We start from the raw sequence: 25763 nt of genomic DNA on the forward strand, positions 1-25763 counted from the left end.
ACAGTACCCCTGGCAGTGTCGCGGCTGTCCCCCGGCGAGATCTGCCGGGCCCCGCGCAGCTGGGCGTCCCGCGCTCACCACGGCATCTTCTGCCACCACCGTGCCCGCAGCGGGGGCCACTTCGCGGCCCGGGAAGTCCCGGGCATCTTCACGGACGAACTCCGGGCCGCGTTCTCACCGCTGCACAGCGCCCGGCAGTGCGCGGGCAAGCAGGTACTCCCCCGGCAGGTGCCGGGGCTTTGATGCTCGCGGCCGGCGGAAAGTTCGGCCGGAGCCGAGAGTTGGCGGGAGGTTCGCGCAACGGGCGGAGAGCCCACCGGGATGGTCATCTGACACACCCGGAACGGATACCTGCGGTCTGCCGGGCAGGTGTGCGGTGGTCGTTGCGCGCCGGGAGCACCGGCGCGTACGACTGCAAGGACAGAATCCACATGACACTTCGCGAGAAGAGACCCTCGCCCGCCGGCCACCGCCGCGCGGCGGTGGCCGCGGTGACTCTGGCGCTCATCGGCTCCGTGACCGGAGCGGGTATCGCCTTCGGTTCCGACGCCGTCACGGCCGGCGGCGGCCACGGGCACGGGCACACGGCACCGGGCGACTGGCTTCCGGACACCCCGGAGAACTGGCCGCTGGTGGTGGACCGCACCCGTACCCCGGCCGAGACCGTCACCCGCGGCCTGAAGCACTACAGCGAGACCTACGACACGGTCGGCGGCCGGCAGCACATCCAGGTGCTCCAGGCCGACCTGACCGACCCGAACCTGCGGGTGGGCATGGTCGAGGCCGGCGACACCCTCACCGACCCGGCGGACGAGACGCCGTCGTCGATGGCCCACCGGACCCACGCGGTGGCCGGTGTCAACGGCGACTACTTCGAGATCCACGCCAGCGGACGCCCCGTCGGCGGCATCATGACCGACGGCCGGCTGCTGAAGAGCCCCAAGGCGGGCTTCGCCTCCCAGCTCGCCGTCAAGGCCGACGGCACCCTGGTCATGGGCCCCGAGACCTTCTCGGGCACCGTCACCGCCGGGACCGAGACCCGCGCGCTCACCTCGGTGAACACCGTCAACGACGTGGCCGGCGGCGGGATCACGGAGGTCACCTCCGACCTCGGCGAGACCCCCGGCCTGACGAAGGCGTCCACCCTGGTCTCCGGTCACGGCACCGACGGCGGCTTCGTCGTCGACCGGGTGCAGACCGGCCTCACGACGGTGCCCCGCCTGGACACGGACGAGACCGGCCTGCTCGGCGCGGGTGACGGCGGGCAGTGGCTCACCGACACGCTGCACACCGGCGACACCGTCCAGCTCGCCACCCGGCTGTCCCCCGATAACGATGTCACCCAGCTGATCAGCGGTGTCGACACGCTCGTCAAGGACGGCAAGGTCTACCAGGACCCGACCGGCACCCCGCCGAGCGGCGCCAACCCGGAGACCGCCGTCGGCATCACCCGGGACGGCAAGCACGCCGTCGTCGTCGCCATCGACGGCCACGGCGGCGCCGACACCGCCTTCGGCGTGACCCCGGAGCAGGCCGCGGGCTACCTGGTCGCGCACGGCGCGTACACCGGCATGCTCTTCGACGGCGGCGGCTCCACCGGCATGGTCAGCCGCGCCCCCGGCGCCGACCGGGCCGAGGTCGTCAACACGCCCTCCGACCTGCCCGGCAACACCGAACGCCCGGTCGCGAACGGCATCTTCTTCTACTCGACGGCCCAGCAGGCGCAGGCCGCCCGCAAGGTGGTCGTGAACGACGGGAAGACGGTCACCACCGTCACCGGCGGTTCCATCCCGCTGCCGGTGCACGCCGTCGACCGGTTCGCCAACCCGGCGGCCGGCGAGACCCACGTCCGCGTGGAGCCCGCGAGTCTCGCCACCTACGAGGACGGCAGGCTGACCCCGCACCGCTCGGGCACCGGCCGGATCATCGCCTGGAACGGCGGCGCGTCCACGTCCGAGAAGCTGGAGGTCGTCAGCGGGCTGAAGACCCTCACCGTCTCCCCGGACCAGGCCGACCTCGACAACGGCGCCACCCAGCAGCTGACCCTGTCCGGCACCGACCAGGACGGCGACAAGGTACAGATCCCCGCCGAGGCGGCCACCTGGAAGACGGACCCGGCGAACCTCGGCAGCGTGGACGCCCACGGCCTGTTCACCGCGGGCGCCGACGACGGCGGCCTCGCCGACGTGACCGCGAGCGTCGCGGGCGCCACCGGCACCGCGTCGATCGCGGTCGGCAGCGTCAGCAAGGTCATCGACCCGATGAACAGCCTCGACCACTGGCGCCTCAGCAACAACACGACCGGCAAGCCGGCCACGCTGTCCGCCGACGCCGGGGTCGTACCGCCCGGCTCCACCGAGTCCGGATCGCTGAAGCTCGCCTACTCGATGCCGGCCGGCTCCGGCGTCAAGCAGCTCGTCCTCACCCCGAACGTCACCCTCAAGACAGACACCGCGGGCGGCCGCGTCCCCACCGCGATCGGCATGTGGATCAAGGGCGACGGCAACGGCATCGAGCTGGCCGAGCGGTATATCGGCGTCAACGGTTCGGCGACCACGCTGTATCCGACGTACGTCACCTGGAAGGACTGGCACCTCGCCGTCGCGCAGCTGCCGGCGGGCATGCAGTTCCCGCTGACCATCAGCTTCGTCGACTTCCTGGCCATCAGCCCGAGCACCGCCTACAGCGGCTCGCTCGACGTGGCGGGCCTGCAGGCGCTGTACTCGCCCCGGCCGGTGACCGAGCCCGAGTACCACGCCGTACCGGACAACCCGAAGTGGCTGTCCTACGAGGAGGACTCGGCGGACTTCGCGCGGCACGGCAGCACGCTGCTCGCCGGTGACGACGCCCACCTGCTCGCCTCCGACCCCGGGTCGGTGAGCAGCAACGTGATGGACTCCGTCGCCGGGCGGCTGCCCACGCTGAGCCCGCAGGGCCGGCCGGACGCCGCGCAGTTCCTCGGCGACATGGCCGACGACGGCAAGCTCGCCGACCTGCAGTTCGCCAAGTCGAAGATGGAGGCGCTCGGTGTCCCCGAGCGGGACATCGTCGGCAACCACGAGATCACCCAGGGCGCGGACGCCGAGAACGGCAACTACAGCGACACCTTCGGCGACACCCACTACGCCTACGGCCAGGGTGCGGCGCGGCTGATCGTCACCGACAACTCGCACGGCAGCCTGCAGTCCTCGGACCCCTTCCAGGACCCCGCGGGCGCCCAGTACCCGTGGCTGGTCCAGCAGCTGACGGAGACCACCGCCAAGGACGTCCTGGTCATCACGCACATGCCCGCCTACGACCCGCACCCGGCCGCGAACAGCCAGTTCACGGACCGCTGGGAGGCGCGCATGTACCTGCGGCTGGTGCAGCGCTTCCAGCAGACGCACCCGAAGCAGCACGTGATCATGATGTACGGCCACGCCCGCGGCTTCGCCGAGCAGATCCTCGACCCCGAGGGCCACGCCACCACGGTGGCGAAGGGCGGCATCCCGCAGTTCACCTTCGCCGACCTGGGCATGCCCGCGTACGCGCCCGCGGACCAGGGCGGCTTCTACCACTTCGGGCTGATCCGCATCGGTGACGACGGCGACCTCCAGTACACCGTCGAGCCCGCGCTCGCCTCGATCACGGTGCAGGGCCCGAAGGACCCGATCACCAAGGGCGACCACGTCACCCTGACCGCGAACGGCGACCAGGTCGCCGGCGACAACATCGCACCGCTCACCGTCCCGATCGCGGACCCCGCGTCGCACGTGTGGTCCTCGGCCGACCCGAGGACCGCCTCGGTGGACCCGTCCACCGGAACCCTCACCGCCCACCGCCCCGGCACCGTCACCGTCTCGGTGACCTCGGGCGGCGTCACGGGCAGCACGCAGGTCGTCGTACAGTGACCCGCTGACCGGTGAAGGGGTGCCCGGCACGACCGGGCACCCCTTCACCCGGCGGGACCGCCCCGGCCTACGATGACGCGGTGAAGTTCCTCATGGTGCCGGGTGGTTGGCAAGGCGGGTGGGTGTTCGACTCGGTGGCCGCCGAGTTGCACCGGGGCGGTCACGAGGCCGAGGCGGTGACCCTGTCGGGTCTGGAGCCGGACGCCCCGGCCGACGTGGACCGTCCGCCGAATCTCGACGTCCACATCGCCCAGGTGGCCGAGCTGGTCGAGCGGAACGACGGACCGCCCCTCGCCCTGTGCGGGCACAGTTACGCCGGGATGGTGATCGCCGGTGTCGCGGACCGGCTCGGGGACCGGCTCGCCCAGCTCGTCTTCATCGACGCCTACGTTCCCGACGACGGGGATTCGTGCTGGTCGCTGACCAGCGACGGTTTCCGGGAGCTGTTCATCGCCGGCGCGCGGGGCGACGGTCGCTGGGTCGCCGTCCCGGGCGGCCTCGACCCCCGCGCGCGCCCGCACCCGATGGCGAGCTTCGTCCAGTCGATCAGGCTGGAAGGCGGCCGCGGCGGCACGTTCGGCCGGACGTACATCAGCGGTGGCGCGTGGGCGGGCAGCCCGTTCGTCGCCCTGGCCGAACGGCTGCGCGCCGACCCGGGATGGCGGGTCCACGAGATTCCGGTCGGCCACAACATCGCCCGCCGCGACCCGCACGGCCTCGCGGCCGTTCTCGGCGCACTGCCTCCGGGTCCCGCCTGAACAGCGGGCGTTCAGTCCAGGGTCCGCATGCGCAGACGCGTCGCCGTCGTGTCCTCCGGGATCACCGGCCGACGGTGAAACGCCCGCCGATGTGCCGGGGCCGTTCGACCTCGGCGAGCGGGGCGACCGCGCAGCCCTCGGCGGGGATGCGGCTGCTGCCGTCCTCGGCCACGATCGGTTCCGGCCGTGCCCGGCTACGGGCGAGTGCTCCAGACGACGGTGCGGTCCCCGGGTCCGGCGCCGGATCCGAAGAGGTCTTCGCCGCCGCGCTCGGCGGTCACGCGCAGGCACACCACGAACCCGGATCCGCTTGCGGACCGAAGGACCACGGGCAGGTGGCGCTCCCTGCGGGACGGACTGATCCCTGCGAAATCGAGGATCTCCCCGGCCTCGGTCCCGGTCGCGGAGCAGAGTTCGATCGCCTTGTAGTGCTGGACCAGCTGGACGGCACTCACGCCCTCGAAGCGCAGGTCCAGGCATACGGTGTGCACGCTGTCCGGAACGGCCCGGAGGAGCAGCTGGGAGTGTCCGATGCCATAACGCCAGACCCGGAAGGACCGATCGGATGCGAACAGGACAGCAGAACCTGCGTCATTACGTGAACGGATCAGCACGGATTCTGTCCCCCTTGCGTCAGCTGATGCTATCCGCCTCTCCGCCCCGGACTTGCGGGCAGCAGATGACCGCCGTCGGTGCCGGTGCACGGACGGGACTTGTGTACGCGACGGCCGTGGCAGCGTGGATGCTCCGCGGGGGCATGGTGATCGTCAGCGCGCGGGTGCCGGCGTCCCAGTGCCAGGCCGAGGTCGCCAACCGGGCGCCGTCCGCGGTCACTCGGCTCGGTGGCGTGTCGACACCGAGGAAGGACACGGTCCAGGTGCGGCGGCTGACCTGTCCGGGGAAGGCGCCCCTGGCGGGCGCGATCTGCAGCAGGTGGGTGCCCCTGTGTTCGGTGTAGCGGAGCCGGGTGGTTGCCGTACGGGCCGGTTGCGCGGTGGTGCCGTCGTCCTCGTAGAGGGAGGAGGCGCCCGATGATCCCGGGGCCACCGTGACGCTGACCTTGTCGAGCGGGCTCCGGCTGTCGTTCGGCACGTTGTCGGAGCGGGTGGTGACGATGCCGCCGGCCCGGACGAAGACCGGCATCGTGTCCAGGGTGGTCGTGATGTCGTGGGTGGCTCCGCCGGTGGGTGCGGTGTAGGTGCGGCCGGTGAAGTAGTCCGTCCACCGGCCCGGCGGGAACCAGACCGGAGTGGTCGTGTCGGTGCCGGGGGTGGTCACGGGGGCGACCAGCAGGTCGGGGCCGTAGAGGTACTCGCTCGCCGCCTCGGTGTAGGCGTTCTCCTCCTCCGGGTACTGGAGGTAGAGCGGGCGGACGATCGGGGTGCCGGTGGTGGCGGCCTCGTGCGCCTGGGTGTACGTGTACGGCACGAGGGCCTCGCGCAGCCGGAGGAACTTCTCGGCGGACTTCTGCGCTTCGGGGCCGTACTGCCACGGCAGGCGGTCGCTGTGGTTGCTGTGCAGCCGGTCGACGGGCTGGAAGGTGCCGAACTGCACCCAGCGCGCGTACAGGTCGTCGGGCAGTCTGGTGGTGCGGTGGGTCTGGCCGTCCGTGGTGTACGTCTCGGCTCCGGGGATGCCGTACCCGTCGTTGTGGCCGCCGATGTCGTGGCTGACGGCGGCGAGGCCGGTGGCGGCCGACTCCCCCGGCGTGTAGCCGACCTCGGCGCGCAGGGTGCCCCAGTTCGAGGTGGTGTCACCGGTGAAGTGGAGGGTGCTGCGCTTGTCGGCCCAGGGCCCGGTGGGCAGGCCGACGCCGCCGCTGTAGCCGCCGGCCTGGAGGGAGCCGTAGGCACGGGACAGGACGAAGCCCCGGTCGCCGGTCTCCGCGGCGGTGAGGCCGGCGTACTGCTGGTTGATCCATGCGTCGGGGGTGGTGCCGGACCGGGAGGAGCGGGAGGCGTCGCAGCACCAGTCGAGCCACCAGAAGTCGTTGCCTGCCTGGTCCATCGGCCGGTGCAGGTCGAGGTAGGCCGTGAGCTGGTCGGGGTCGCCGAAGTCGAAGGTGTAGCAGTCCGGGCCCGCGCCGCCCGCGCAACCGCCCTTGCGGAGCTTGCCCTTGGCCGTGCTCTGGGTCTGCGCGAACTGCGGGTCGGTGCCGAGGATGCTCGGGTGCACGTTCAGGGTGTTGTGCAGTCCTTGGCCGGTGGACCAGTCGAAGAAGGCCTTGGGGTCGGGGAACTTGGCCGGGTCGAAGTTCCAGCCGCTCCAGGTGTTGGGCGACTTGAAGTCGGTGTCCGTGACCAGCACGTCCAGGGGGACGTCCGCGGCGCGGAACGCGGGCAGGATCGTGTTCTCGTAGTCGCTCGCGGTGCGGTCGATGTATTCGGAGTACCAGACGCCGTAGGCCCAGCGGGGCAGCAGTTGTGACGGGCCGGTCAGGGTGGCGAGGTCGGACAGGCCCTGCCGGTAGTCGTGGCCGAAGGCGAACAGGTAGCCGTCCTGGTAGGGCCGGCCGCCGTGGGCGGGGCGTGCGGTGGCCTCCTCGGTGCCGGTGTCGTAGACGGCGGAGGGGGTGTCGTCGAGGAGGTACCAGCCGTCGCGGTGCAGGAGTCCGGGCGTGGTCCAGGGGGTGGGGTCGGTGTCGCCGTTGAGTCCGTCGAGGCTGCGGCGGTAGCCGCCCAGGGCGAGGTGGGGTGCGGGGGCGGGCTCGCCCGGCCGGCTCAGGGCCAGGGTGTCCAGGTTGACATGGCAGCTGGCGGACTTCGGGCAGCTCAGGGTGACCTGGTCGGTGCCCGCCTTCAACTCGACGGGAACGGATGCCGTCTGCCAGGTGTCCCAGTTGTCGGTGGCCGGGAGCGTGAGGGTGGTGGGGGAGGTCCCGTCGCCGGTGCCGACGTCGATCGTGCGGGGCTGGTGCAGGCCGTCGCCGCCGGTGCCGTTGGCGTAGCGCAGGTCGAGCAGGTAGGTGCCGTCGGCGGGCACGCCGGTGATCCGGTCCGAGACGCCGGACCCCTGGTCGAGTTCGGCGGTGAAGCCGTAGCCGGCATGGCCCCGGTGATCCATGGCGATGACGGCGGAGCCCGACAGCACGGTGTCCTCGGCCTCGCAACTGGTCCCGAAACGGCAGCCGTTGACCATGGTCCCGGCCCGGTCGGGATATGTGGCACCGGAGTCGAGGAGGGCGAGGCTGTCGATGTTGACGCTGCCGGAGTCGGCGGCGGCACGGTGCAGCCGGACGGTGTGGGGGCCGGCGCCGAATGTCAGTGGCAGGCGGGCCACGCCCCAGGTGTTCCAGTCCGGGGTCGTGGGAAGCGTGAACGTCCTGTCGGCGCCGCCGTCCACGCCGAGGCTGAGGGTGCGTGCCTCGTGGCGGCCGTCGCTGCCCACCGCGTTGGAGTAGCGCACGGCGAGGTCGTAGGTGCCGGCGGACGGGGCCCGTACGTCCGCGGTGAGGGAGTTGCCGTCCACCTCGAAACCGGCGAGGAAGCCCTTGCCGGTGAAGCCGCCGTGGTCCGTGGCCAGACCGGGGCCGTCGTACTGCTGGTCCTCCGCCTCGCACAGGGCACCGACGGTGCACACGTCGTGGCGCCAGGGTGCCGCGAGCACCGGTGTGGGCCCGGCTTTGAAGGAGGTCGTCAGGTTGTCGGCGTCGAAGGGGCCGGAGCCGACGCGGTAGCGCAGGGTCATGGCGCTGGTGGTGATGGTCAGTTCGCCGCCGCTGACGGACGAGGTGTAGGGGGGTGGGGTGAAGGAGTCCCGGCCCACGGCGTTGAAGGTGGGGCTGTCCTCGAAGTGGCCGTCTCCCGCGTATTCCGTCCGGATCAACGTCGGTGACAGGACTTCGAAGCGGGCGTCCCGCACGGTCACGGCCAAGGGGTGGGGCGACCGGCCACCCGTGTCCGCCGCCCCGGCTCCGGGGGTGCCCAGGCAGAGTCCCAGTACCGCCATGTGGGCCACGGCGAGGATGCCCAGTCCACGGCGGGCTCTCGGCAGGGAAGGTCTCACAGCACACTCCGTCTCCGGCCCAGCCAGGTCTGGGCGACCACCACCACGGCCAGGAACGCCCCGCTGACGACCTGCTGGTAGGCGGAGTCGAGCGAGCCGATCTGGTTGATCACGTTCTGGATGACCTTGAGCAGCAGCACTCCGACGAGGGAGCCGCTGACGAAGCCGGAACCGCCGCTGAGCAGGGTGCCCCCGATGACCACGGCCGAGATGGCGTCCAGTTCCATGCCGTTGCCGAGGATGGTCACGCCGGACAGCAGCCAGGCCGCGTTGAGCGCGCCGGCCAGCCCGGCGCACAGGCCGGAAAGCGTGTAGACGGAGATCTTCGTACGGGCCACCGGCACGCCCATCAGGGCTCCCGCGTCCTCGTTGCCGCCGACCGCGTACACGTACTGCCCGAATCTGGTCCGGCGCATCACGACGGCGCCGAGCACGAACAGCGCCACGGTGATCCACACGGGCACTCCGACGCCGGCCGGGGAACCCTGTCCGAGGGTGGCGAGGAAGGAGTCCTTGTCGACGAGATACGTCGTCGAGCCCTCGTCGGTGACGGCCAGCAGGATGCCCCGGGCGCCCAGCATCGCGGCCAGGGTGACGATGAACGGTGCGAGCCGGACCCGTGCGATCAGCACGCCGTTGACCAGGCCGATCAGTCCGCAGACGGCGAGCGGCAGCAGCAGGGCCACCGCCGTGCCGTACCGCGAGCCCCAGGCGGCGAGGACACCGCCGAGGGCGAACAGCGAGCCCACCGACAGGTCGATGCCGCCGGTGACGATCACGAACGTCATGCCGAGGGCGACCACGGCGAGGAACGCCGAGGACAGCGCCATGTTCGCGAGGTTGTCGCCCGTCAGGAAGGTGTCGAAACCCAGCGACGCCACGGCCATGGCGATCACGAGGGTGACCAGGGCGCCGTGCTGCTGCGCGAGCCCGCTCAGCCGCTCGGCGCGGTTGGTGCGCCCGGCACCGGCACCCCTGCGGCTCGTGGTGTCGGCCGGCATTCCGGCCTCCTCGGTCTGCGCGGTCATCGCCTGCCTCGTTCCCGGGCCGCGTAGACGGCGAGGACGATCACCACGGCCTGGGCGATCTGGGTCCACGACGGCGGCAGATCGTGCTTGATGAGGGTGGTGGTGAGCAGCTGGATGAGCACGGCACCGGCGACGGTGCCGCCGATGCGCACCCGGCCGCCGCTGAGCGGGGTGCCGCCGACGACCACGGCGGTGATGGCGGACAGCTCCATCAGGGTGCCGAGGGAGGTGGGGTCGCTCGCGGCGAGCCGGGCGGTGGCGAGCACGCCCGCGACCGCGGCGAGAGCGCCGGAGCAGACGTAGACCACGACCAGGACCCGGCGCACCGGGAGTCCGGCGAGCCGGGCCGCGGCCCGGCTGTCGCCGGTGGCCAGGACCTGGCGTCCGAAGGTGGTGCGGCGCATCACGAACGCGACCAGCAGGGCGAGCACCGCGGCGATGAGGACCAGGTAGGGCACGCCCAGCACGTCGCCGGAGCCGAGTGCCGCCAGGCCGGGGTCGTGTACGTCCTTCAGCTGGGGCAGCAGGACCAGCGCCAGGCCGCGGCCGGCGACCATCAGGGCGAGGGTGGCGACGATGGGCTGGACGCCGACGAACGCGATGAGGGCGCCGTTCGCGGCGCCGACCACGGCACCCGCGATCACCGCGATCAGGGTGGCGATCCACGGCCCGTAGCCGAGGTAGAGCGAGAGCAGGGAGGTGGCCAGGGCCATCACCGAACCCACCGACAGGTCGACGCCCTCGGTGCCGATGGCCAGCGCCATGCCCAGGGCGACGATCAAAACGGGGGCGACCTGGACGGCCTGGGTGCGGAAGTTCTCCGCGGACGCGAAGTGCGGGGTGAAGGCGAAGTTGAACAGCAGCAGCACCAGGACGCCGGTGTACACGCCGTAGTCCTGGAGCAGGCGCAGCAGCCGGGCGCGGTCCGGCGTGCCGCGGGCCAGGGTGAGTTCAGTCATCGCTCCCTCCAGCGGGTACGGCGGCGATGGCGCGCATCAGCTCGCCCTCGGTGACGGCGTCGCCGGTCAGTTCGCGGACCACGGCGCCGTCCTTGAGGACGACCACCCGGTCGCTGCCCTCGATCAGTTCCTCGGTGTCGGAGGAGATCAGCAGTACGGCCAGGCCGTCGTCGGCGAGTTCGTCGATGAGTGCCTGCACCTCGGCCTTGGCGCCGACGTCGATGCCGCGGGTCGGCTCGTCCAGGAGCAGCACCTTGGGGTGCAGGGCGAGCCAGCGGGCCAGCAGGACCTTCTGCTGGTTGCCGCCGGACAGTTCGCCGACCTTCTGGTGCGGGCCCGCGGCCTTGATGCGGAGCCGTTTCATGAACGCCGCCACGATCCGGTCGACGCGGGCGTCGTCGACCAGGCCGAAGCGGGACAGGCCCGGCAGGGCGGCGAGCGCGATGTTCTCGCGGACCGACAGACCCGGCAGGATGCCCTCGCTCTTGCGGTCCTCCGGCAGCAGGCTGATGCCGGCGCGGATCGCGGCGGTGGTCGAGCCCGGCCGTACCGGGACGCCGGCGACTGCGACCCGGCCGGTGTCGGTGGGCAGGGCGCCGGCGATGGCCTTCGCGGTCTCGCTGCGGCCGGAGCCGAGCAGTCCGCCCAGGCCGACGACCTCACCCGGGCGGAGAGACAGCGACACCTCGCGCAGTCGATGACGAACTGTCAGATCGGTGGCGGTCAGCACCGGTTCGGCGTCGGTCTCGTGCGAGCCGGAGAACTTGGTCAGGCCCTCGGCGCGTATCTCGCCGGTCTCCCGGCCGAGCATCATGGCCACCAGCCGCAGCCGGCCGAGCTCGGCGAGCGGGCCGGTGTGCACGACACGGCCGTCGCGCAGGACGGTGATGGTGTCGCAGAGTTCGTACAGCTCGTCCAGGCGGTGGCTGACGTAGACGACCGCGACGCCGCGTTCGCGGAGCATGCGGATCACCTCGAACAGGGTCTGCACCTCGCGTGGTTCGAGAGAGGAGGTCGGTTCGTCCATGATGACGACGCGGGCGTCGACGGCGACGGCGCGGGCGAGTGCGACCATCTGCTGGGCGCCGACGCCGAGTTCGCGCAACGGCCGGTGGACGTCGACCCGGATGCCGAGTCCGCGCAGCGCCTGGTCGGCCTCGCGGTGCATGCGCCGGAAGTCGATCAGGCCCAGTCGGCTCAGCGGTTCGCGGCCGAGGAACAGGTTGCGGGCCACGCTCATCAGCGGGACGAGGTTGACCTCCTGGTAGATGGTGGAGATACCGGCCCGCTGGGCCTGCAGCGGTGTGGTGAAGCGGACCGGCTCGCCGTCGTAGGCCACCTCGCCGTGGTCGGGCCGGTACACGCCGGTGAGCACCTTGATGAGCGTCGACTTGCCCGCGCCGTTCTCGCCGACGAGCGCGTGCACGTGTCCGGCGCGCGCGGTGAAGTCCACGTCGGACAGCGCACGCACACCGGGGAAGGTCTTGGACAGCCGGGTGACCGAGAGCACGTCAGTAGGCCTTGCCGAGGTCCGACCGGGCGTTGCTGCTGTCGTAGGCGCTGTCCTTGATAACGATGTCCTGGCCGACCTTCCCGCCCTTGGTGAAGGTGTCGAGGGTCTGGAAGGCGAGCGGCCCGAAGCGCGGGTTGGACTCGATGACCGCGTAGATCCAGCCGTCCACGATGCCCTGTACGGCGTTGCGGGTGCCGTCGATGGTGACGATCTTGACGTCGCCGGGCTTCTTGCCCGCACCCTTGAGTGCGTTGACGGCGCCGAGGCCCATCTCGTCGTTCTCGGCGTAGATCCCGGTGATGCCGGGCTTGGACTGGATGAGGTTCTCGGTGACCGACTGGCCCTTCTCGCGGGCGAATTCGCCGGTCTGGCGGAACACGATCTTCAGGCCGGGTGCCTTCTCCTTGATGCGGTCCTCGAACCCCTTGGTGCGCTCGGTGGTCACGTTGTTGCCGGCCGAGCCGAGGAGGACGGCGATCTCGCCCTTGCCGCCGGTCGCCGCGATCATCTGGTCCGCGGCCCGTCTGCCCTGCTCGGTGAAGTCGGAGCCGATGAAGCTCACGTAGTCCTTGCAGGCCGTCGCGTTGATCTTGCGGTCGATGGTCACGATCGGGATGTGCCGGGCGGCCGCGGCGCGCAGCACCGGCTCCCAGCCGTCGGAGTTGAGCGGGGCGATGACCAGCAGGTTCGCGCCCTTGGCGATGAGGTCCTGGACGTCGCTGATCTGCTTGGAGAACTGTGACTGGGCGTTGGCGGTGAGCAGTTCGACGCCCTGTGCTGCGGCTTCGGCCTTGATGGAGGCGGTCTCCGCGATCCGGAAGGGGTTGGCCTCCTTCTCGGACTGGGAGAAGCCGACGGTGGCGCTCTTCAGATCGAGTTTCTGTCCGCCGTAGGCGTCGATGGTGCAGGTCGGGCCGGAGGCGGTGCCGGGCGAGGCGACCACCTGGCCGGCGTCGTCCTGCTTCGAGGTGGCGGGCTTCGTGTCCGAGTCGTCCTCGGACTTGGTGCATCCGGTCGCGAGCGCGAGGCTCGTCACGAGGCCGGCGGCGAGAAGTGTGCGAGCGGAGGTGCGACGGGCAAGTGCGGTGGGCTTCATGAGTGTCCCCAAACGGCACGGCCCCGGAGCTGAGAGCGCTCTCGGGGAGGCTTGCTCTTGCGTCAACTCGGCGTGCTCGTCGTTCAGGGGAGGTTTTTACATCGTTGGAAGGGTCGTGTAAAGCCTTCCGTCCGAAATCTCGTCAGCGTCGGCCCACGGTGCTCTCGCGCTCCACCAGCTCGAATTTCGCGGTCAGTTCGCGGCCGCCCGGCTCCGCGCGGCCCGACAGGCTGCGCAGCAGCGAGGCCACGGCCATCTTCGCGATGGCCTGCTTGTCCGGTGACACCGTCGTCAGGGTGACGGCGCCGAAGCGCCCCTCCGCGATGTCGTCGAAGCCCACCACCGCCACGTCCCAGGGCACCCGCAGTCCCCGCTCGTGCAGCACCCGCATCGCGCCGATCGCGATCAGGTCGTTGAAGGCGAAGACGGCGTCCGGGCGCACGCCGGAGTCCAGCAGCTCGGCCATGGCCCCCGCGCCGTCGTCCCGGTCCCAGCCGCCGACCGGCACCACCAGGCTGTCCGGCGCGGGCACCCCGGCGGCCGCCAGCTCCGCGCGCCAGCCGTCCAGACGCAGGTGGGCGGGCCGGTTCACGGAGTCGGTGCGCACGCCGAGGTAGGCGATCCGGGTCCGGCCGCGGCCCAGCAGATGGCGTACCGCGCACCGGGCCGCCGCCACGTTGTCGATCGCGATGTGGTCGAAGGGCAGGCCGTACTCGCGCTCCCCGAGCAGCACCAGCGGCACGTCGCCCGGCCGCCCCCGCAGGTCCTCGGCCTCCAGGGTCAGCGGGCTGAGGATCAGCCCGTCGATCACCCCGCCCCGGAAGCCCTGGCTGACCAGGATCTCCTGTTCGCGCTCGCCCCGCGTGTGGTCGAGCAGGACGGTGAACTCGTGCTCCGCGGCCGCGTCGATCACCGCGCCGGCCAGCTCCGCGAAGTACGGGTTGCCGAGCTCGGGAACGGCGAGCGCGATGATCCCCGTCCGGCCCTTGCGCAGATGACGCGCGGTCAGATTGGGCCGGTAGCCGAGCTCGTCGATCGCCGCCTGCACCCGGGCGCGCATGGCAGGGGTGACGTGCGGATAGTTGTTCACCACGTTGGACACGGTCTTGATCGAAACGCCCGCGCGTTCCGCCACGTCCCTCAGGCTGACCCGCAAGGGATCTCCTCAGCGTCGATGAGTGCCCCGCGCCCCCGGGATTGTCATGTCCCTGGACACAGGCCGAGAGCCGTGCTCTCATGCCAACTGCCGTTCCTTCCAACGTTGTACAGACAGAAGCAACGAGCCGCCACCCTTCCTCACCCAAGGAGGATTCGTGCGCATCAGACCTCTCGGGCAACGCCTCGCCCTGCTGCTCGCCGCGGCACTGGGCCTGGCCGGCCTCACCGCGCCACCCGCCGCCACCGCCGCCTCCGCGGCCGGCGACCCCGTCGAAGTCCACGGACTCAGGGGCGACTACTACACCCAGTCCGCCCCCGGCGCCTTCGACTTCCACGAGCTCAAGGCCACCGGGTTCGACCCGAACCTCGACTTCGACACCCTGGAGCCGCGCCTGAACTTCGCCACCGGCCAGTCGGACGACGTCAGCGTCCGCTGGACCGGGAAGATCGTCCCGGAGCGGACCGGCCCCACCACCTTCTCGATCATCGGCGACAACGGCTTCCGCCTGTGGGTGGACGGCCGACTGGTCATCGACCACTGGGTGGACGACTGGGACATCGAACAGACCGGCCAGCCGATCGAGTTGACGGCGAACCAGGCCTACGACATCAAGGTCGAGTACTTCGAGCACTACGGCGGCTCCAACCTCCACCTGCGCTGGACCCCGCCCGGCGGGACCAAGACAGCCGTACCGCAGTCCGCGTTCCGGCTGCCCGACGGCTTCGACTACGATGGCGCCGTCTCGACCGCCGTCCTGGCGAGCGGCCGTACCCTCGCCCTCGACTTCGCCCAGCCGCTCGGCGCGCCGCCGGCCGGTCTCGGCGAGCACCTCGACGCGGTGATCGGCGGCGCCGCCTGGCCCCTGGGCGATGCCCGGCTGGACTCCGCCGACCCCCGGAAGCTGCTGATCACGCTGAAGGAGCCCGTGGTCGGCAACAAGACCGGTACCGCGTCCGGTCTCGCCGACGTGCGCTACGACGGTCAAGGCGGCCTGACCGGCACGGATGGCAACGTTGTCAGCTCCTTCTGGAGCAGCGGTGCCAACAGGTCGACGTACGAGTTGCGCACCAGGTGGGCCGACCAGGTCGGGCCGGGCAACGCCCATCCGGAGTACCCGAGGCCCCAACTCACGCGCGATGCCTGGCAGAACCTGAACGGCACCTGGCAGTTCGCGGCGGCCACGGCGGGAGAACAACCGCCGGTGGGCAAGCGGCTCGGCGAGAAGATCCTCGTCCCGTACCCCGTCGAGTCGCAGCTGTCCGGGCTCGAACGGCACGAGGACCGCATGTGGTATCGGCGCACCTTCACCGTCCCGGCCGGCTGGAAGATCGGCTCCGGCAAGCGGCTGCAACTGAACTTCGGCGCGGTCGACTGGCGCGCCGAGGTGTACGTGAACGGCACCAAGGTCGCCGAACACCAGGGCGGATACGACAAGTTCGGCGCTGACATCACCGACGCGCTGAAGCCCGGCCGCACGCAGGAGCTGATCGTCGGCGTCTACGACCCCACCGACGCCGCCGACGGCGAGAACCCACCGGTCGGCAAGCAGCGCCTGGACCCCAGCGGCATCTGGTACACGCCGACCTCCGGCATCTGGCAGACGGTGTGGATGGAACCGGTGGCCGCCGACCACGTCGACCAGCTCAAGCTCACCCCGGACGTCGACGCCGGCACGCTCACCGTCGAGCCGCAGGGCGTCCGCGACGGCCTGCCGGTCACGGCGACCGCCTACGCGGGCAAACGCAAGGTGGCCACGGTCACCGGGCGCAGCGGCGAGCCTCTGACCCTGCGCATCCGCAACCCGCGCCTGTGGTCGCCCGACGACCCGTACCTCTACGACCTGAGGGTGAGCGTCGGAGCCGACCGCGTCGGCAGCTACTTCGGGATGCGGTCGGTGAAGGTGGAGAAGGTGAACGGCGTTCCGCGCACCCTCCTCAACGGCAAGCCGGTCTTCATGATGGCCACCCTGGACCAGGGCTTCTGGCCGGACGGCCTCTACACCGCCCCGACGGACGAGGCACTCGCCTACGACCTGAAGATGCACAAGAGCATGGGCTTCAACGCGGTGCGCAAGCACATCAAGGTCGAGCCCGACCGCTGGTTCTACTGGGCCGACCGGCTCGGACTGATGGTGTGGCAGGACATGCCCGCGATGACGGCCGGGGTGAACCCGTCCGCGCAGGCGCGCGCCGAGTACGAGCGCGAGATGAAACAGATGATCGACGAGCACTACAGCAGCCCGTCGGTCGTCATGTGGGTCACCTTCAACGAGGGCTGGGGCCAGTACGACATGGCCCGCATCGCCGACCAGGCCAAGTCCTGGGACCCGACCCGGCTGGTCGATTCCATGTCCGGGCTCAACCTCGGCGGGGACGGCGGCACCGGCGACATCATGGACGAGCACGGCTATCCCAGTCCGGCCCTGCCGCCCCACCCCGACGGCCGACGTGCCCTGGTCAGCGGTGAGTACGGCGGCCTCGGCCTCGCGGTACCCGGACATGCCTGGTCCGTGCAGCAGTCGTACGTCGACGTCGACCCGGCGGCCTACACCGACGACTACCTGGCCAAGCTCGCCGAGGTCCACGCGCTGGCCTGCCAGGGCGGCAACGGCGCGGTGTACACCCAGATCTCGGACGTCGAGGGTGAGCTCAACGGCCTGCTGACGTACGACCGCAGGGTCGTCAAACCCGACGTCCAGCGGCTCAGGACGGCCCAGCGGGCGCTGATCTCCGACGCCTCACGGGCCACCCCGGCCGGGTGCACCGCCTGACGCCCGCCCGGAGTCGGCGAACGCCTCCCCGCGCCACGCCGAGTCTCCTGCGCCATCCATGAAGGAGTGCGGTCCGCCGCCGCCCGAACGGCGGCGGACCGCCCCGGTGCTCCTGCGCACCCCCTGGACACGGTCTCCGGTCCGTGCTGTCATGCCGATTGGTCTCTACCTTCCAACGTTGAAATGCCCCAGGTGCCTCGGCGATCGACTCGCGGCCCCTGGTCCCCACACGTCCGGATCGTGCCAGGAGGCTCCCCCGTGCCCCTGAACCGCAGACACTTCGTCGTCGGCGCGCTCACCGCGGCCGGGGCGAGCAGTCTTCCGCTCGTCATGTCCGGCCCCGCCCAGGCGGCACGCGGTACCGGCACCGCGCACACCGCAGCGTCGTCGCGGGTAGCGCCTGCTCCCGGCGGGCTCTACCCGCCCAACGCGGCGCCCCTCTCCCCCACCGCCTTTCTGCGCCTGCCGCCGGGCGCGGTCACCGCGCGCGGCTGGCTCGACAACCGGCTGCGGCAGCAACTCGCCGGTCTGTGCGGCCAGTACGCCGCGATCTCGCACTTCCTGGTGATGTCCGACTCGGGCTGGGTGCACCCCGAGCGCACCGGCTGGGAGGAGGTCCCGTACTGGCTGCGCGGTTACGTCGACCTGGCGATCCTCACGAAGGACGCCGCCGCACTGGCCGCCGTCCGCCAGTGGATCGACGCGATCGTGGCCACCCGGCAGTCCGACGGCTGGTTCGGTCCGGCCGCCCTGCGCACGTCGCTCGGCGGCGGCCCCGACTTCTGGCCCTTCCTGCCGCTCACCTGGGCTCTGCGCAACTGGCAGGAGTACAGCGGGGACAGCAGGATCATCCCCCTGCTCACCGGCTTCTTCCGCTTCATGGACGCGCAGGGTCCCTCGGCGTTCGACCAGAGCTGGGTGTCGGTGCGCTGGGGTGACGGCCTGGACAGCGTCTTCTGGCTCTACAACCGCACGGGCGACTCGTTCCTGCTCGACCTCGCCGACAAGATCCATGCCAACGGCGCCGACTGGGTCGACAACCTGCCCTCGCTGCACAACGTCAACATCGCGCAGGGGTTCCGCGAGCCCGCCCAGTACGCGCTGCGTTCGCCGTCCGCCGCGCTCACCCAGGCCGCATACCGGAACTACACCTCGGTGATGACCTCGTACGGCCGGTTCCCGGGCGGCGGGTTCGCGGGCGACGAGAACGCGCGGCCCGGCTTCGGCGACCCCCGGCAGGGCTTCGAGACCTGCGGCATCGTCGAGTTCATGGCCAGCCATCAGCTGCTGACCCGGATCACCGGCGACGCGGTGTGGGCCGACCGCTGCGAGGACCTGGCCTTCAACTCGCTTCCCGCGGCGCTCGATCCGTCCGGAAAGGCCATCCACTACATCACCGGCGCGAACAGCGTCGATCTCGACGACAGCGCGAAGACCCAGGGGCAGTTCCAGAACGGCTTCGCCATGCAGGCGTTCATGCCGGGGGTCGACCAGTACCGCTGCTGCCCGCACAACTACGGAATGGGCTGGCCCTACTTCACCGAGGAGCTGTGGCTCGCCACCCCCGACCAGGGGCTGGCGGCCGCTATGTACGCGCCCAGCCAGGTCACCGCGAAGGTCGCCGACGGCACGGCGGTGACCGTCACCGAGACCACCGACTACCCCTTCGGCGACACGGTCACCCTGACCGTGTCCGCGCCGAAACCGCTCGCCTTCCCGCTGTACCTGCGGATACCCGGCTGGTGCGGATCTCCGCAGGTCACCGTCGCCGGCGCGGCGGTCTCCGCGGCGGCCGGCCCGTCCTGGACCGTGGTCCGGCGCACCTGGCACGACGGCGACACCGTCACGCTGCGCTTCCCGCAGTCGACGGTGCTGCGCACCTGGACCGGCAACCACGCGGTCACCGCGGTCGACCGCGGACCGCTCACGTACTCGCTGGGCATCGGCGAGAACTACGTGCGGTACGGCGGCACTTCCGAGTTCCCCGAATACGAGGTGCACGCCACCACGGCGTGGAACTACGGACTCGCGCCGGACGACGGTCCCTGGACGTTCAGTCGCAGCGACGGCCCGCTGCCGGACGACCCGTTCAGCCGCGACACGGCGCCCGTTCGGATCACCGCGCCCGCGCGGCGGATCGCCGAATGGCAGGCGGACGACCAGCACGTGGTGTCCCCGGTACAGGACGCGCCGGCACGCAGCACGGCTGCCGTGGAGACCGTGACGCTGATCCCGATGGGCGCCGCCCGGCTGCGGATCTCCGCGTTCCCCACCGCCTCACCGACCGGCCACCCGTGGCAGCCGGTCGCCGTGTACCGGCTGATCCGCAACAAGAACTCCGGCAAGGTCCTCGGCGTCGACCTCATGTCCACCGCCAACAGCGCACACGCCGTCCAATTCGACGACAACGGCACCGCCGACCACCTCTGGCAACTCATCGACAACGGCGACGGCTGGTACCGCATCCGCAACAAGAACTCCGGCAAGGTCCTCGGCATCGACCTCATGTCCACCGCCAACAGCGCACACGCCGTCCAATTCGACGACAACGGCACCGCCGACCACCTCTGGCAACTCATCGACAACGGCGACGGCTGGTACCGCATCCGCAACAAGAACTCCGGCAAGGTCCTCGGCATCGACCTCATGTCCACCGCCAACAGCGCACACGCCGTCCAGTACGACGACAACGGGACCGCCGACCACCTGTGGCAGTTCGGGTAGGGCCGAGTGTCCGCCGCCCTGCTTCGCTGCCGTCATTTCACCTACTCGGAGGTCAGGTACATGTCATTGCGTTCCGCACGACCGCTGCGCGGCAGATGGAGAAGAACCCTCAGTCTGATTCCCGTGGTCGCGCTGACGGTGGCGGCCACCGTCACCGCGTCGCTCACCGCCCAGGCGGCCGTTCCGCCGACGCCGGCGGGCTTCTCGCTCACCTGGAGCGACGACTTCAACGGCGCGTCCGGTACCGGCATCGACCAGAGCCTGTGGAAGTACGACACCGGGCCGGGCAGCGGTTTCGGCACCGGTGAGATCGAGACCATGACCAGCAACACCTCGAACGTCTACTACGACGGACAGGGCCATCTCGTGCTCCAGGCCCTGCACTCCGGTTCCGACCCGCGCAGCGGGTGGACCTCGGGGCGGGTGGAGACCCAGTCGGCGTCCTTCGGCGCCCCGGCCGGCGGAGTCGTCCGCATCGAGTCCGTCCTGCAGCAGCCCGACGTCACCACCGCCAACGGCGCCGGCTACTGGCCGGCGTTCTGGATGCTCGGCGCACCGCTGCGCTCCGGTGTGACCTGGCCGAAGTCCGGCGAGGTCGACGTCATGGAGGACATCAACGGCCGCGGCTCCGTCTTCAGCACCATCCACTGCGGGGTGAACCCGGGCGGGCCGTGCAACGAGTCGACCGGCATAGGTTCGGGTGAACGCGCCTGCGCCGGCTGCCAGACCGGCTTCCACGACTACGCGGTGGAGATCGACCGTTCGGTGTCGCCGGAACAGATCCGGTTCTACCTCGACGGGAACAACTTCTTCACCGTCAACGCCGGCCAGGTGGACGCGACGACCTGGTCCGACGCGATCGACCACCCCTTCTTCATCATCTACGACCTGGCGATCGGCGGCGGGTTCCCGGACGCGTTCGGCGGGGGCCCGAACGCGGCCACTGTCTCCGGCGGCAAGCTGGTGATCGACTCGGTGGCTGTGTACAACAAGGGTCCCGGCTCCGGCGGTGGCGGCGGTTCGGTGACCGGCCAGACGATCACCGGCCCTGGCGGCAAGTGCGTGGACGTGTCCGGTGACGACACCGGCGGCGACGGCACCGCGGTCCAGCTGTGGGACTGCCAGTCCGCGGCCGTCGACCAGCACTGGACCTGGAGCGGCCAGACCCTGCAGACCCTCGGCAAGTGCCTGGACATCGCCGGCGGCAACAGTGCCGTGGGGACCAAGCTGCAGCTCGCCACGTGCAACAGCGGCGGCTACCAGTCATGGGTGCGGCAGACCGACGGTACGCTGCGGAACCCGGCCACCGGCCGGTGCATCGACTCGCCGTCGGGTGCCACGGCCAACGGCACCCGGCTGCAGATCTGGGACTGCAACGGCTCCGGCGCCCAGCAGTTCGCCATCGGTACCCCCATCTACGGTCCGGGCGGCAAGTGCGTGGACGTGGCGGGCGACGACACCGGCGGCGACGGCACCGCGGTCCAGCTGTGGGACTGCCAGCAGGCGACGTCGCTCGACCAGAAGTGGACCTGGAACGGCCAGACCCTGCGCACGCTGGGCAGGTGCCTGGACATAGCGGGCGGGGTCAGCGCGGCCGGCACGAAGCTGCAACTCGCCACGTGCAACGGCGGGGGCTACCAGAACTGGGTCGCCAACGCCGACGGCTCGCTGTACAACCCGACCACCGGCCGCTGCGTCGACTCGCCCTCGGGCGCGACCGCCAACGGCACCCGCCTGCAGATCTGGGACTGCAACGGCTCCGGCGCCCAGCAGTTCGCCCTGGCCTGATCCGTGGGTGCGTGATCCCCGCGGTCGCCGGGGATCACGCATCCGTCCGCCCGGTCCTGTGTCCTGCGCGGCGCCGGTCGCGGCGCTGCCGCCGGCCGCACGCGCGGTGTCACGGAGCGATCCGCAGGCTCGCGATCAGCCCGTCGCGCAGCCGGAAGGTCATCGGGCCGGTGCCGTTGTAACCGTTCCCGGTCACCGTCAGGGTCGCGACGTAGGTGCCGGCCGACGGGCCGGGCTCGATCGCGTCCAGCGTGAAATGCGCCTGCACCCCGATGTTGTCGGTCCGGTCCCAGGCGCGCACACCGTCGCGGCCGCGGAATTCGCGTCCCCAGTCGTCGAGTTCGGCGTCGTCGGTGAACGCGGCGGCGAACGCCTCGGCGTCGCCGCGGTTGGTCGCCTCGACGAAGGTCCGGATGGCTGCGGGGACTTCGATGGCACTCATGGCGGCCTCCTCAGCTCTGGACGGTGAGCAGGTCGCCGAGGCCGATGCGGGTGAGGAAGCCGCGGCGGATGCGGTCTGCGGTCACCGAGACCTCCTCGGATCCGTCGTCGACGGGGTCGACGTGCACGCGGTAGGGGCGCTTCCCGGCGGGCAGGGCGACGATGCGGGCGATCTCCTCGGAGACGAGCGACGCGGGTGTGTCCTCGGGGGCGAGCGCGGCGAGCTTGGTCGCCATCTGCTTCACCAGGCCGGGGTACCGGCTCTCGTACTCGGCCTCGACGGCGGTGTCGTCGGGGTGGCCGGAGTGGGCGAAGTGGTTGGTGCCGCTGGTGAACGAGCCGGGCACGACGATCGAGGTCTCCACGCCCCAGCGGGCGAGTTCGCCGGCGTAGGACACCGCGAGGGAGTCCATGGCGGCCTTGGCCGCGAAGTAGGGGGCGAGGTAGGGCGGGGTGCCGCCCTTGACGCTGCTGCTGGACACCCAGAGCACCAGTCCTCGCCGGCGCCGGCGCATGCCCGGCAGCACGGCGCGGTTCACGCGCTGGGTGGACAGGACGTTCACGTTGTAGAGCTCGGCCAGCTGGTCGGGGGTGAAGGCCTCGGCCGGCCCGGTCACCATGTGCCCGGCGTTGTGGACCAGCACGTCGACGCGGCCGTGCTCGGCCTCGATCCGTGCGACGGCGGTGTCGACCGAGGGCTGGGAGTTCACGTCGAGTTCGACGGACCGCAGGTCGACGTGGTGCTCGTCGGCGTACCGGGCGGCGGCCCTGACCTGGGGCGCGTTGCGGTCGGCGGTCTGGCGCATGCCGGCGTAGACGATGTGGCCGGCGTCCGCCAGCGCACGGGCGGTGAGTGCTCCGAAACCGCTGGAGGCGCCGGTGATGACGACGACGTTGCCGGTGGTGGACATGGACGTGGTTCCTTTCCGGGATGACGGTGCTGGGGCGGGGCGGTGCAGTGCGTGTGCGGCGGGGTCAGGCGAGTCCGCCGTTGGCGTAGAGGACCTGTCCGTTGACCCAGCGGGCGGGACCGGCCAGGAACGAGACGACCTCGGCGATGTCCCCGGGCTCGCCGAGCCGCTCCAGCGGGGTCACCTTGGCGAAGTTCGCGATGGTGGCGTCGTCCTTGCCGTCCAGGAACAGCGGTGTGGCGGTGGGGCCGGGCGCGACGGCGTTGACGGTGATGTCCCGCCCGCGCAGCTCACGGGCGAGGATGAGGGTCAGGCCCTCGACCGCGGCCTTGCTGGCGACGTAGGCGCCGTAGCCCGGCAGCTGGGTGCGGACCACCGAGGTCGAGACGTTGACGATGGCGCCACCCGGGCGGACCCTGCGTGCCGCCTGCTGGGAGACGACGAAGGTGCCGCGGATGTTCGTGCGGTGCATCCGGTCCAGGTCGGCGAGGTCGAACGTCGCGATCGGGGCCAGGATCATGATGCCGGCGGTGTTCACGACCACGTCGATGCCGCCGAAGGCCGACTCGACCGTGTCGAAGGCCGCGCTCATCGCGCTCTCGTCGGCGACGTCGCCGCCCACTGCCAGGGCCCTGCCGCCGGCGGCGGTGATCGCGGCCACGGTGTCCTCGGCACGGGCCTTGTTGCCCGCGTACTGCACGGCGACCGCGAAACCGTCCCGGGCGAGCCGTTCGGCCGCGACGCGGCCGATGCCGCCCGACCCTCCGGTGACCAGTGCGACACGGTCGGTGGTGGGGGTGCTCATGGGGGTCTCCTCTTCAGATGCGTCGATATGAACGACACGTTCATATAACCATGAAATGAACTGCGCGTCCATATCTCGGGCCAAGTCTCGGCCCGAGTCCCGGTCCGGATGTCGTACAGGCTTCTCCACCAGGTGTCCGCCGCTTCACGCAGGGGTCTTGGCGTCGGCCTGGGATGGCGGGGCGGTGCGGGTGGGACGGGTGGCGCCGCGCACGCCGAGTCGTACGTCAGGAGAGACATGTCCGTCAGAGCCGGGACGTTCGGGTACGCGGTACGGGGTGGGCGCCGGAGGGCGGGACGGGGGTTCGTGCTGGGGACCGTGCTGGCCCTGGTCGCGTTCGTTCCGCCGGCGGGCGCGAGCACGTGGACCGGGGACGCAGCGGCGGATGCCGTCGCGTGGACCACCCGGTACGTGGCGCCCGGGGTCGAGGTCCGTACCGGGGTGCTCGCCGACCCGCGGGCCGCCGGTGTGTGGACGGTCACCGTCCAGGCTCCGGCCGTCAACCGCCTCACGGGTGCCGCCACCTGGGCCCCGCTGGGTGACCGTGACTGGGCCGACGCCACCGCCGGGCAGTTGCGGGCCGCCGGGTTCGCGCCGCGCGTGGAGCGGGTGGCCTGGGACCGGTACGCGGACACGCCGCACGGCACGATGGGCTGGCAGGTCAGGGCCGGCGAGTACGCCACGCAGGCCGAGGCGGGGACGCTGGGCTCGGCGATGTCGGCCGCCGGGTTCCGTACCTCAGTCGAGTGGACGGGCTACGACGGACGCCGGCCCGCCGACGCGGAACGCATCCACGTCGCCGTCGTCGACCCGGCCCGGCTGCACGGCACGGTCGAGGTGAGCGACGGCGGGGACGCCGCCGACCGCGAGAAGACCTCGACGGTGGCCGCCCGCCTGGGCTCCCTGGTCGGCGTCAACGGGGGATTCTTCGTCACCTCCGACGCGGACGGCGTCCAGGGCACCTCGGCCGGACTGTCCGTGGTGCGCGGCGAGTTGCAGTCCATGGCGGCCGGATCCCGGGCCGCGCTGATCCTCGCCGACGGCGGACGGCACGTCCGGGTCGCGGACCTGTCCACCACCGTGACCGTCCGTTCCGGTTCCTCCGTGCACGCGGTGCAGGGCGTCAACCGGGTCCCGGGCAAGGTGCGCAACTGCGGCCGCCCCGGCACCGTACCCACCGAACTCCCCCGCCAGGACCTCACCTGCTCGCTCGCGGACGACCTGGTGAAGTTCGCCTCCGAGTTCGGGGCGCCCCTGCCGACCGGCCCCGGTGTCCAGGTGGTCCTCGACCGGCACGGTGCCGTCGTCTCCCAGGGCGACCGCGGCGGCTCCGTGCCCGCCGGCGGCTCGGTCCTCCAGGGCACCGGAGCCGCAGCCGCCTGGCTCACCGGACACGCCGCGACGGGCAGCCGGCTGGAGTTGCGGGAGACGGTCCGGGACGCCTCGGGCAGGCAGGTCCGGCTCGGCCCCGACGACAGCGTCGTCAGCGCGGCCCCCACCCTGGTCGAGGACGGCCGCGTCCACATCGACGCCACCGCCGAGGGCACGCTCGACCCGCTCGACCTCTCCTTCGGGTTCGCCTGGTCCAACGTGCGCCAGCCGCGCACCCTGGCCGGCGTCGACGGTCACGGGCGGCTGCTCCTCGTCACCGTCGACGGCCGGCAGCCCGGTGTCAGCGAGGGCTTCACGCTCGCCGAGGCCGCCCGGTTCATGCGTTCACTGGGCGCGGTCCAGGCGCTCAACCTCGACGGCGGCGGCTCCACCGCCATGGCCGTCGACGGCAGCCTCGTCAACGTCACATCCGACGCCACCGGCGAGCGGGCCGTCGGCGACACGGTCCAGGTCCTGCCGCACGCCGGACGGGACTGACCACCCGCGCACGGCGCCCCGGCAATCCGGTGCCGGCGCGCCGTGCA

At 71.3% G+C, this 25763-nt stretch carries 17 protein-coding genes; 7 read left to right on the plus strand and 10 right to left on the minus strand.

Features of this window, described 5'->3' with window-relative positions; genetic code table 11:
* The first annotated feature begins 15 nt into the window (after positions 1–15).
* The 3 genes from ACIQVL_RS45695 to ACIQVL_RS45705 all read left to right on the plus strand — a co-directional run bounded on the left by ACIQVL_RS45695 (position 16) and on the right by ACIQVL_RS45705 (position 4648).
* Complete coding sequence (locus ACIQVL_RS45695; protein ID WP_403478494.1) at positions 16–243, plus strand: hypothetical protein; 228 nt, start codon at positions 16–18, stop codon at positions 241–243.
* A gap of 188 nt (positions 244–431) precedes the next feature.
* A complete protein-coding gene (locus tag ACIQVL_RS45700) occupies positions 432–3890 on the plus strand; it encodes a phosphodiester glycosidase family protein (RefSeq protein ID WP_403478495.1) in 3459 nt (1152 codons plus the stop codon).
* Positions 3891–3970: 80 nt separating this feature from the next.
* Positions 3971–4648, plus strand: a complete 678-nt coding sequence (locus ACIQVL_RS45705; protein WP_403478496.1) for an alpha/beta fold hydrolase — start codon at positions 3971–3973, stop codon at positions 4646–4648.
* Positions 4649–4842: 194 nt separating this feature from the next.
* On the opposite strand, the gene ACIQVL_RS45710 is transcribed toward ACIQVL_RS45705, so the two are convergent.
* From ACIQVL_RS45710 to ACIQVL_RS45740, 7 genes are all read right to left on the minus strand, one after another.
* On the minus strand, positions 4843–5139 hold the full coding sequence (locus tag ACIQVL_RS45710; protein WP_403478497.1) for a hypothetical protein: 297 nt from the start codon (positions 5137–5139) through the stop codon (positions 4843–4845).
* A gap of 142 nt (positions 5140–5281) precedes the next feature.
* The gene (locus ACIQVL_RS45715; RefSeq protein ID WP_403478526.1) at positions 5282–8596 is read right to left on the minus strand and encodes a TIM-barrel domain-containing protein; all 3315 of its coding nucleotides are present in this window, start codon (positions 8594–8596) and stop codon (positions 5282–5284) included.
* 53 nt (positions 8597–8649) lie between these two features.
* Complete coding sequence (locus ACIQVL_RS45720) at positions 8650–9654, minus strand: ABC transporter permease (protein WP_403478527.1); 1005 nt, start codon at positions 9652–9654, stop codon at positions 8650–8652.
* Positions 9655–9677: 23 nt separating this feature from the next.
* A complete protein-coding gene (locus tag ACIQVL_RS45725; protein WP_403478498.1) occupies positions 9678–10640 on the minus strand; it encodes an ABC transporter permease in 963 nt (320 codons plus the stop codon).
* Positions 10633–12150 carry a sugar ABC transporter ATP-binding protein gene (locus ACIQVL_RS45730; RefSeq protein ID WP_403478499.1) on the minus strand — a complete coding sequence of 506 codons (1518 nt, stop codon included), beginning with the start codon at positions 12148–12150 and terminating at the stop codon, positions 10633–10635. Before ACIQVL_RS45730 ends, ACIQVL_RS45725 begins: the two co-directional genes overlap by 8 nt.
* 1 nt (position 12151) lies before the next feature.
* A complete protein-coding gene (locus ACIQVL_RS45735; protein WP_403478500.1) occupies positions 12152–13249 on the minus strand; it encodes an ABC transporter substrate-binding protein in 1098 nt (365 codons plus the stop codon).
* A 142-nt stretch (positions 13250–13391) separates the two neighbouring features.
* The gene (locus ACIQVL_RS45740; protein ID WP_403478501.1) at positions 13392–14405 is read right to left on the minus strand and encodes a LacI family DNA-binding transcriptional regulator; all 1014 of its coding nucleotides are present in this window, start codon (positions 14403–14405) and stop codon (positions 13392–13394) included.
* A gap of 157 nt (positions 14406–14562) precedes the next feature.
* Here ACIQVL_RS45740 and ACIQVL_RS45745 point away from each other — a divergent pair, with 157 nt between their 5' ends.
* From ACIQVL_RS45745 to ACIQVL_RS45755, 3 genes are all read left to right on the plus strand, one after another.
* Positions 14563–17178 carry a PA14 domain-containing protein gene (locus ACIQVL_RS45745; RefSeq protein ID WP_403478502.1) on the plus strand — a complete coding sequence of 872 codons (2616 nt, stop codon included), beginning with the start codon at positions 14563–14565 and terminating at the stop codon, positions 17176–17178.
* A gap of 258 nt (positions 17179–17436) precedes the next feature.
* A complete protein-coding gene (locus ACIQVL_RS45750) occupies positions 17437–19902 on the plus strand; it encodes an RICIN domain-containing protein (RefSeq protein WP_403478503.1) in 2466 nt (821 codons plus the stop codon).
* Positions 19903–20025: 123 nt separating this feature from the next.
* Positions 20026–21690: a ricin-type beta-trefoil lectin domain protein gene (locus tag ACIQVL_RS45755; RefSeq protein WP_403478504.1), complete on the plus strand. Its 1665-nt coding sequence runs from the start codon at positions 20026–20028 to the stop codon at positions 21688–21690.
* 109 nt (positions 21691–21799) lie between these two features.
* On the opposite strand, the gene ACIQVL_RS45760 is transcribed toward ACIQVL_RS45755, so the two are convergent.
* The 3 genes from ACIQVL_RS45760 to ACIQVL_RS45770 all read right to left on the minus strand — a co-directional run bounded on the left by ACIQVL_RS45760 (position 21800) and on the right by ACIQVL_RS45770 (position 23847).
* Complete coding sequence (locus ACIQVL_RS45760) at positions 21800–22132, minus strand: nuclear transport factor 2 family protein (protein WP_403425291.1); 333 nt, start codon at positions 22130–22132, stop codon at positions 21800–21802.
* A gap of 10 nt (positions 22133–22142) precedes the next feature.
* Positions 22143–23042, minus strand: a complete 900-nt coding sequence (locus ACIQVL_RS45765) for an SDR family oxidoreductase (protein WP_403478505.1) — start codon at positions 23040–23042, stop codon at positions 22143–22145.
* A 64-nt stretch (positions 23043–23106) separates the two neighbouring features.
* On the minus strand, positions 23107–23847 hold the full coding sequence (locus ACIQVL_RS45770; protein ID WP_403425293.1) for an SDR family oxidoreductase: 741 nt from the start codon (positions 23845–23847) through the stop codon (positions 23107–23109).
* Between the two features lie 237 nt (positions 23848–24084).
* On the opposite strand from ACIQVL_RS45770, the gene ACIQVL_RS45775 reads away from it, so the two are divergent.
* Positions 24085–25716, plus strand: a complete 1632-nt coding sequence (locus ACIQVL_RS45775) for a phosphodiester glycosidase family protein (protein ID WP_403478506.1) — start codon at positions 24085–24087, stop codon at positions 25714–25716.
* Positions 25717–25763 lie beyond the last annotated feature (47 nt).

This window comes from Streptomyces sp. NPDC090499, from assembly GCF_044769305.1.
Lineage (GTDB): Bacteria > Actinomycetota > Actinomycetes > Streptomycetales > Streptomycetaceae > Streptomyces.

Coding starts and splice junctions, on each gene's coding strand:
- ACIQVL_RS45770 (WP_403425293.1), bottom strand. CDS start 23,847: ATGAGCACCCCCACCACCGACCGTGTCGCACTGGTCACCGGAGGGTCG.
- ACIQVL_RS45720 (WP_403478527.1), bottom strand. CDS start 9,654: ATGCCGGCCGACACCACGAGCCGCAGGGGTGCCGGTGCCGGGCGCACC.
- ACIQVL_RS45760 (WP_403425291.1), bottom strand. CDS start 22,132: ATGAGTGCCATCGAAGTCCCCGCAGCCATCCGGACCTTCGTCGAGGCG.
- ACIQVL_RS45715 (WP_403478526.1), bottom strand. CDS start 8,596: ATGGCGGTACTGGGACTCTGCCTGGGCACCCCCGGAGCCGGGGCGGCG.
- ACIQVL_RS45775 (WP_403478506.1), top strand. CDS start 24,085: ATGTCCGTCAGAGCCGGGACGTTCGGGTACGCGGTACGGGGTGGGCGC.
- ACIQVL_RS45735 (WP_403478500.1), bottom strand. CDS start 13,249: ATGAAGCCCACCGCACTTGCCCGTCGCACCTCCGCTCGCACACTTCTC.
- ACIQVL_RS45700 (WP_403478495.1), top strand. CDS start 432: ATGACACTTCGCGAGAAGAGACCCTCGCCCGCCGGCCACCGCCGCGCG.
- ACIQVL_RS45725 (WP_403478498.1), bottom strand. CDS start 10,640: ATGACTGAACTCACCCTGGCCCGCGGCACGCCGGACCGCGCCCGGCTG.
- ACIQVL_RS45765 (WP_403478505.1), bottom strand. CDS start 23,042: ATGTCCACCACCGGCAACGTCGTCGTCATCACCGGCGCCTCCAGCGGT.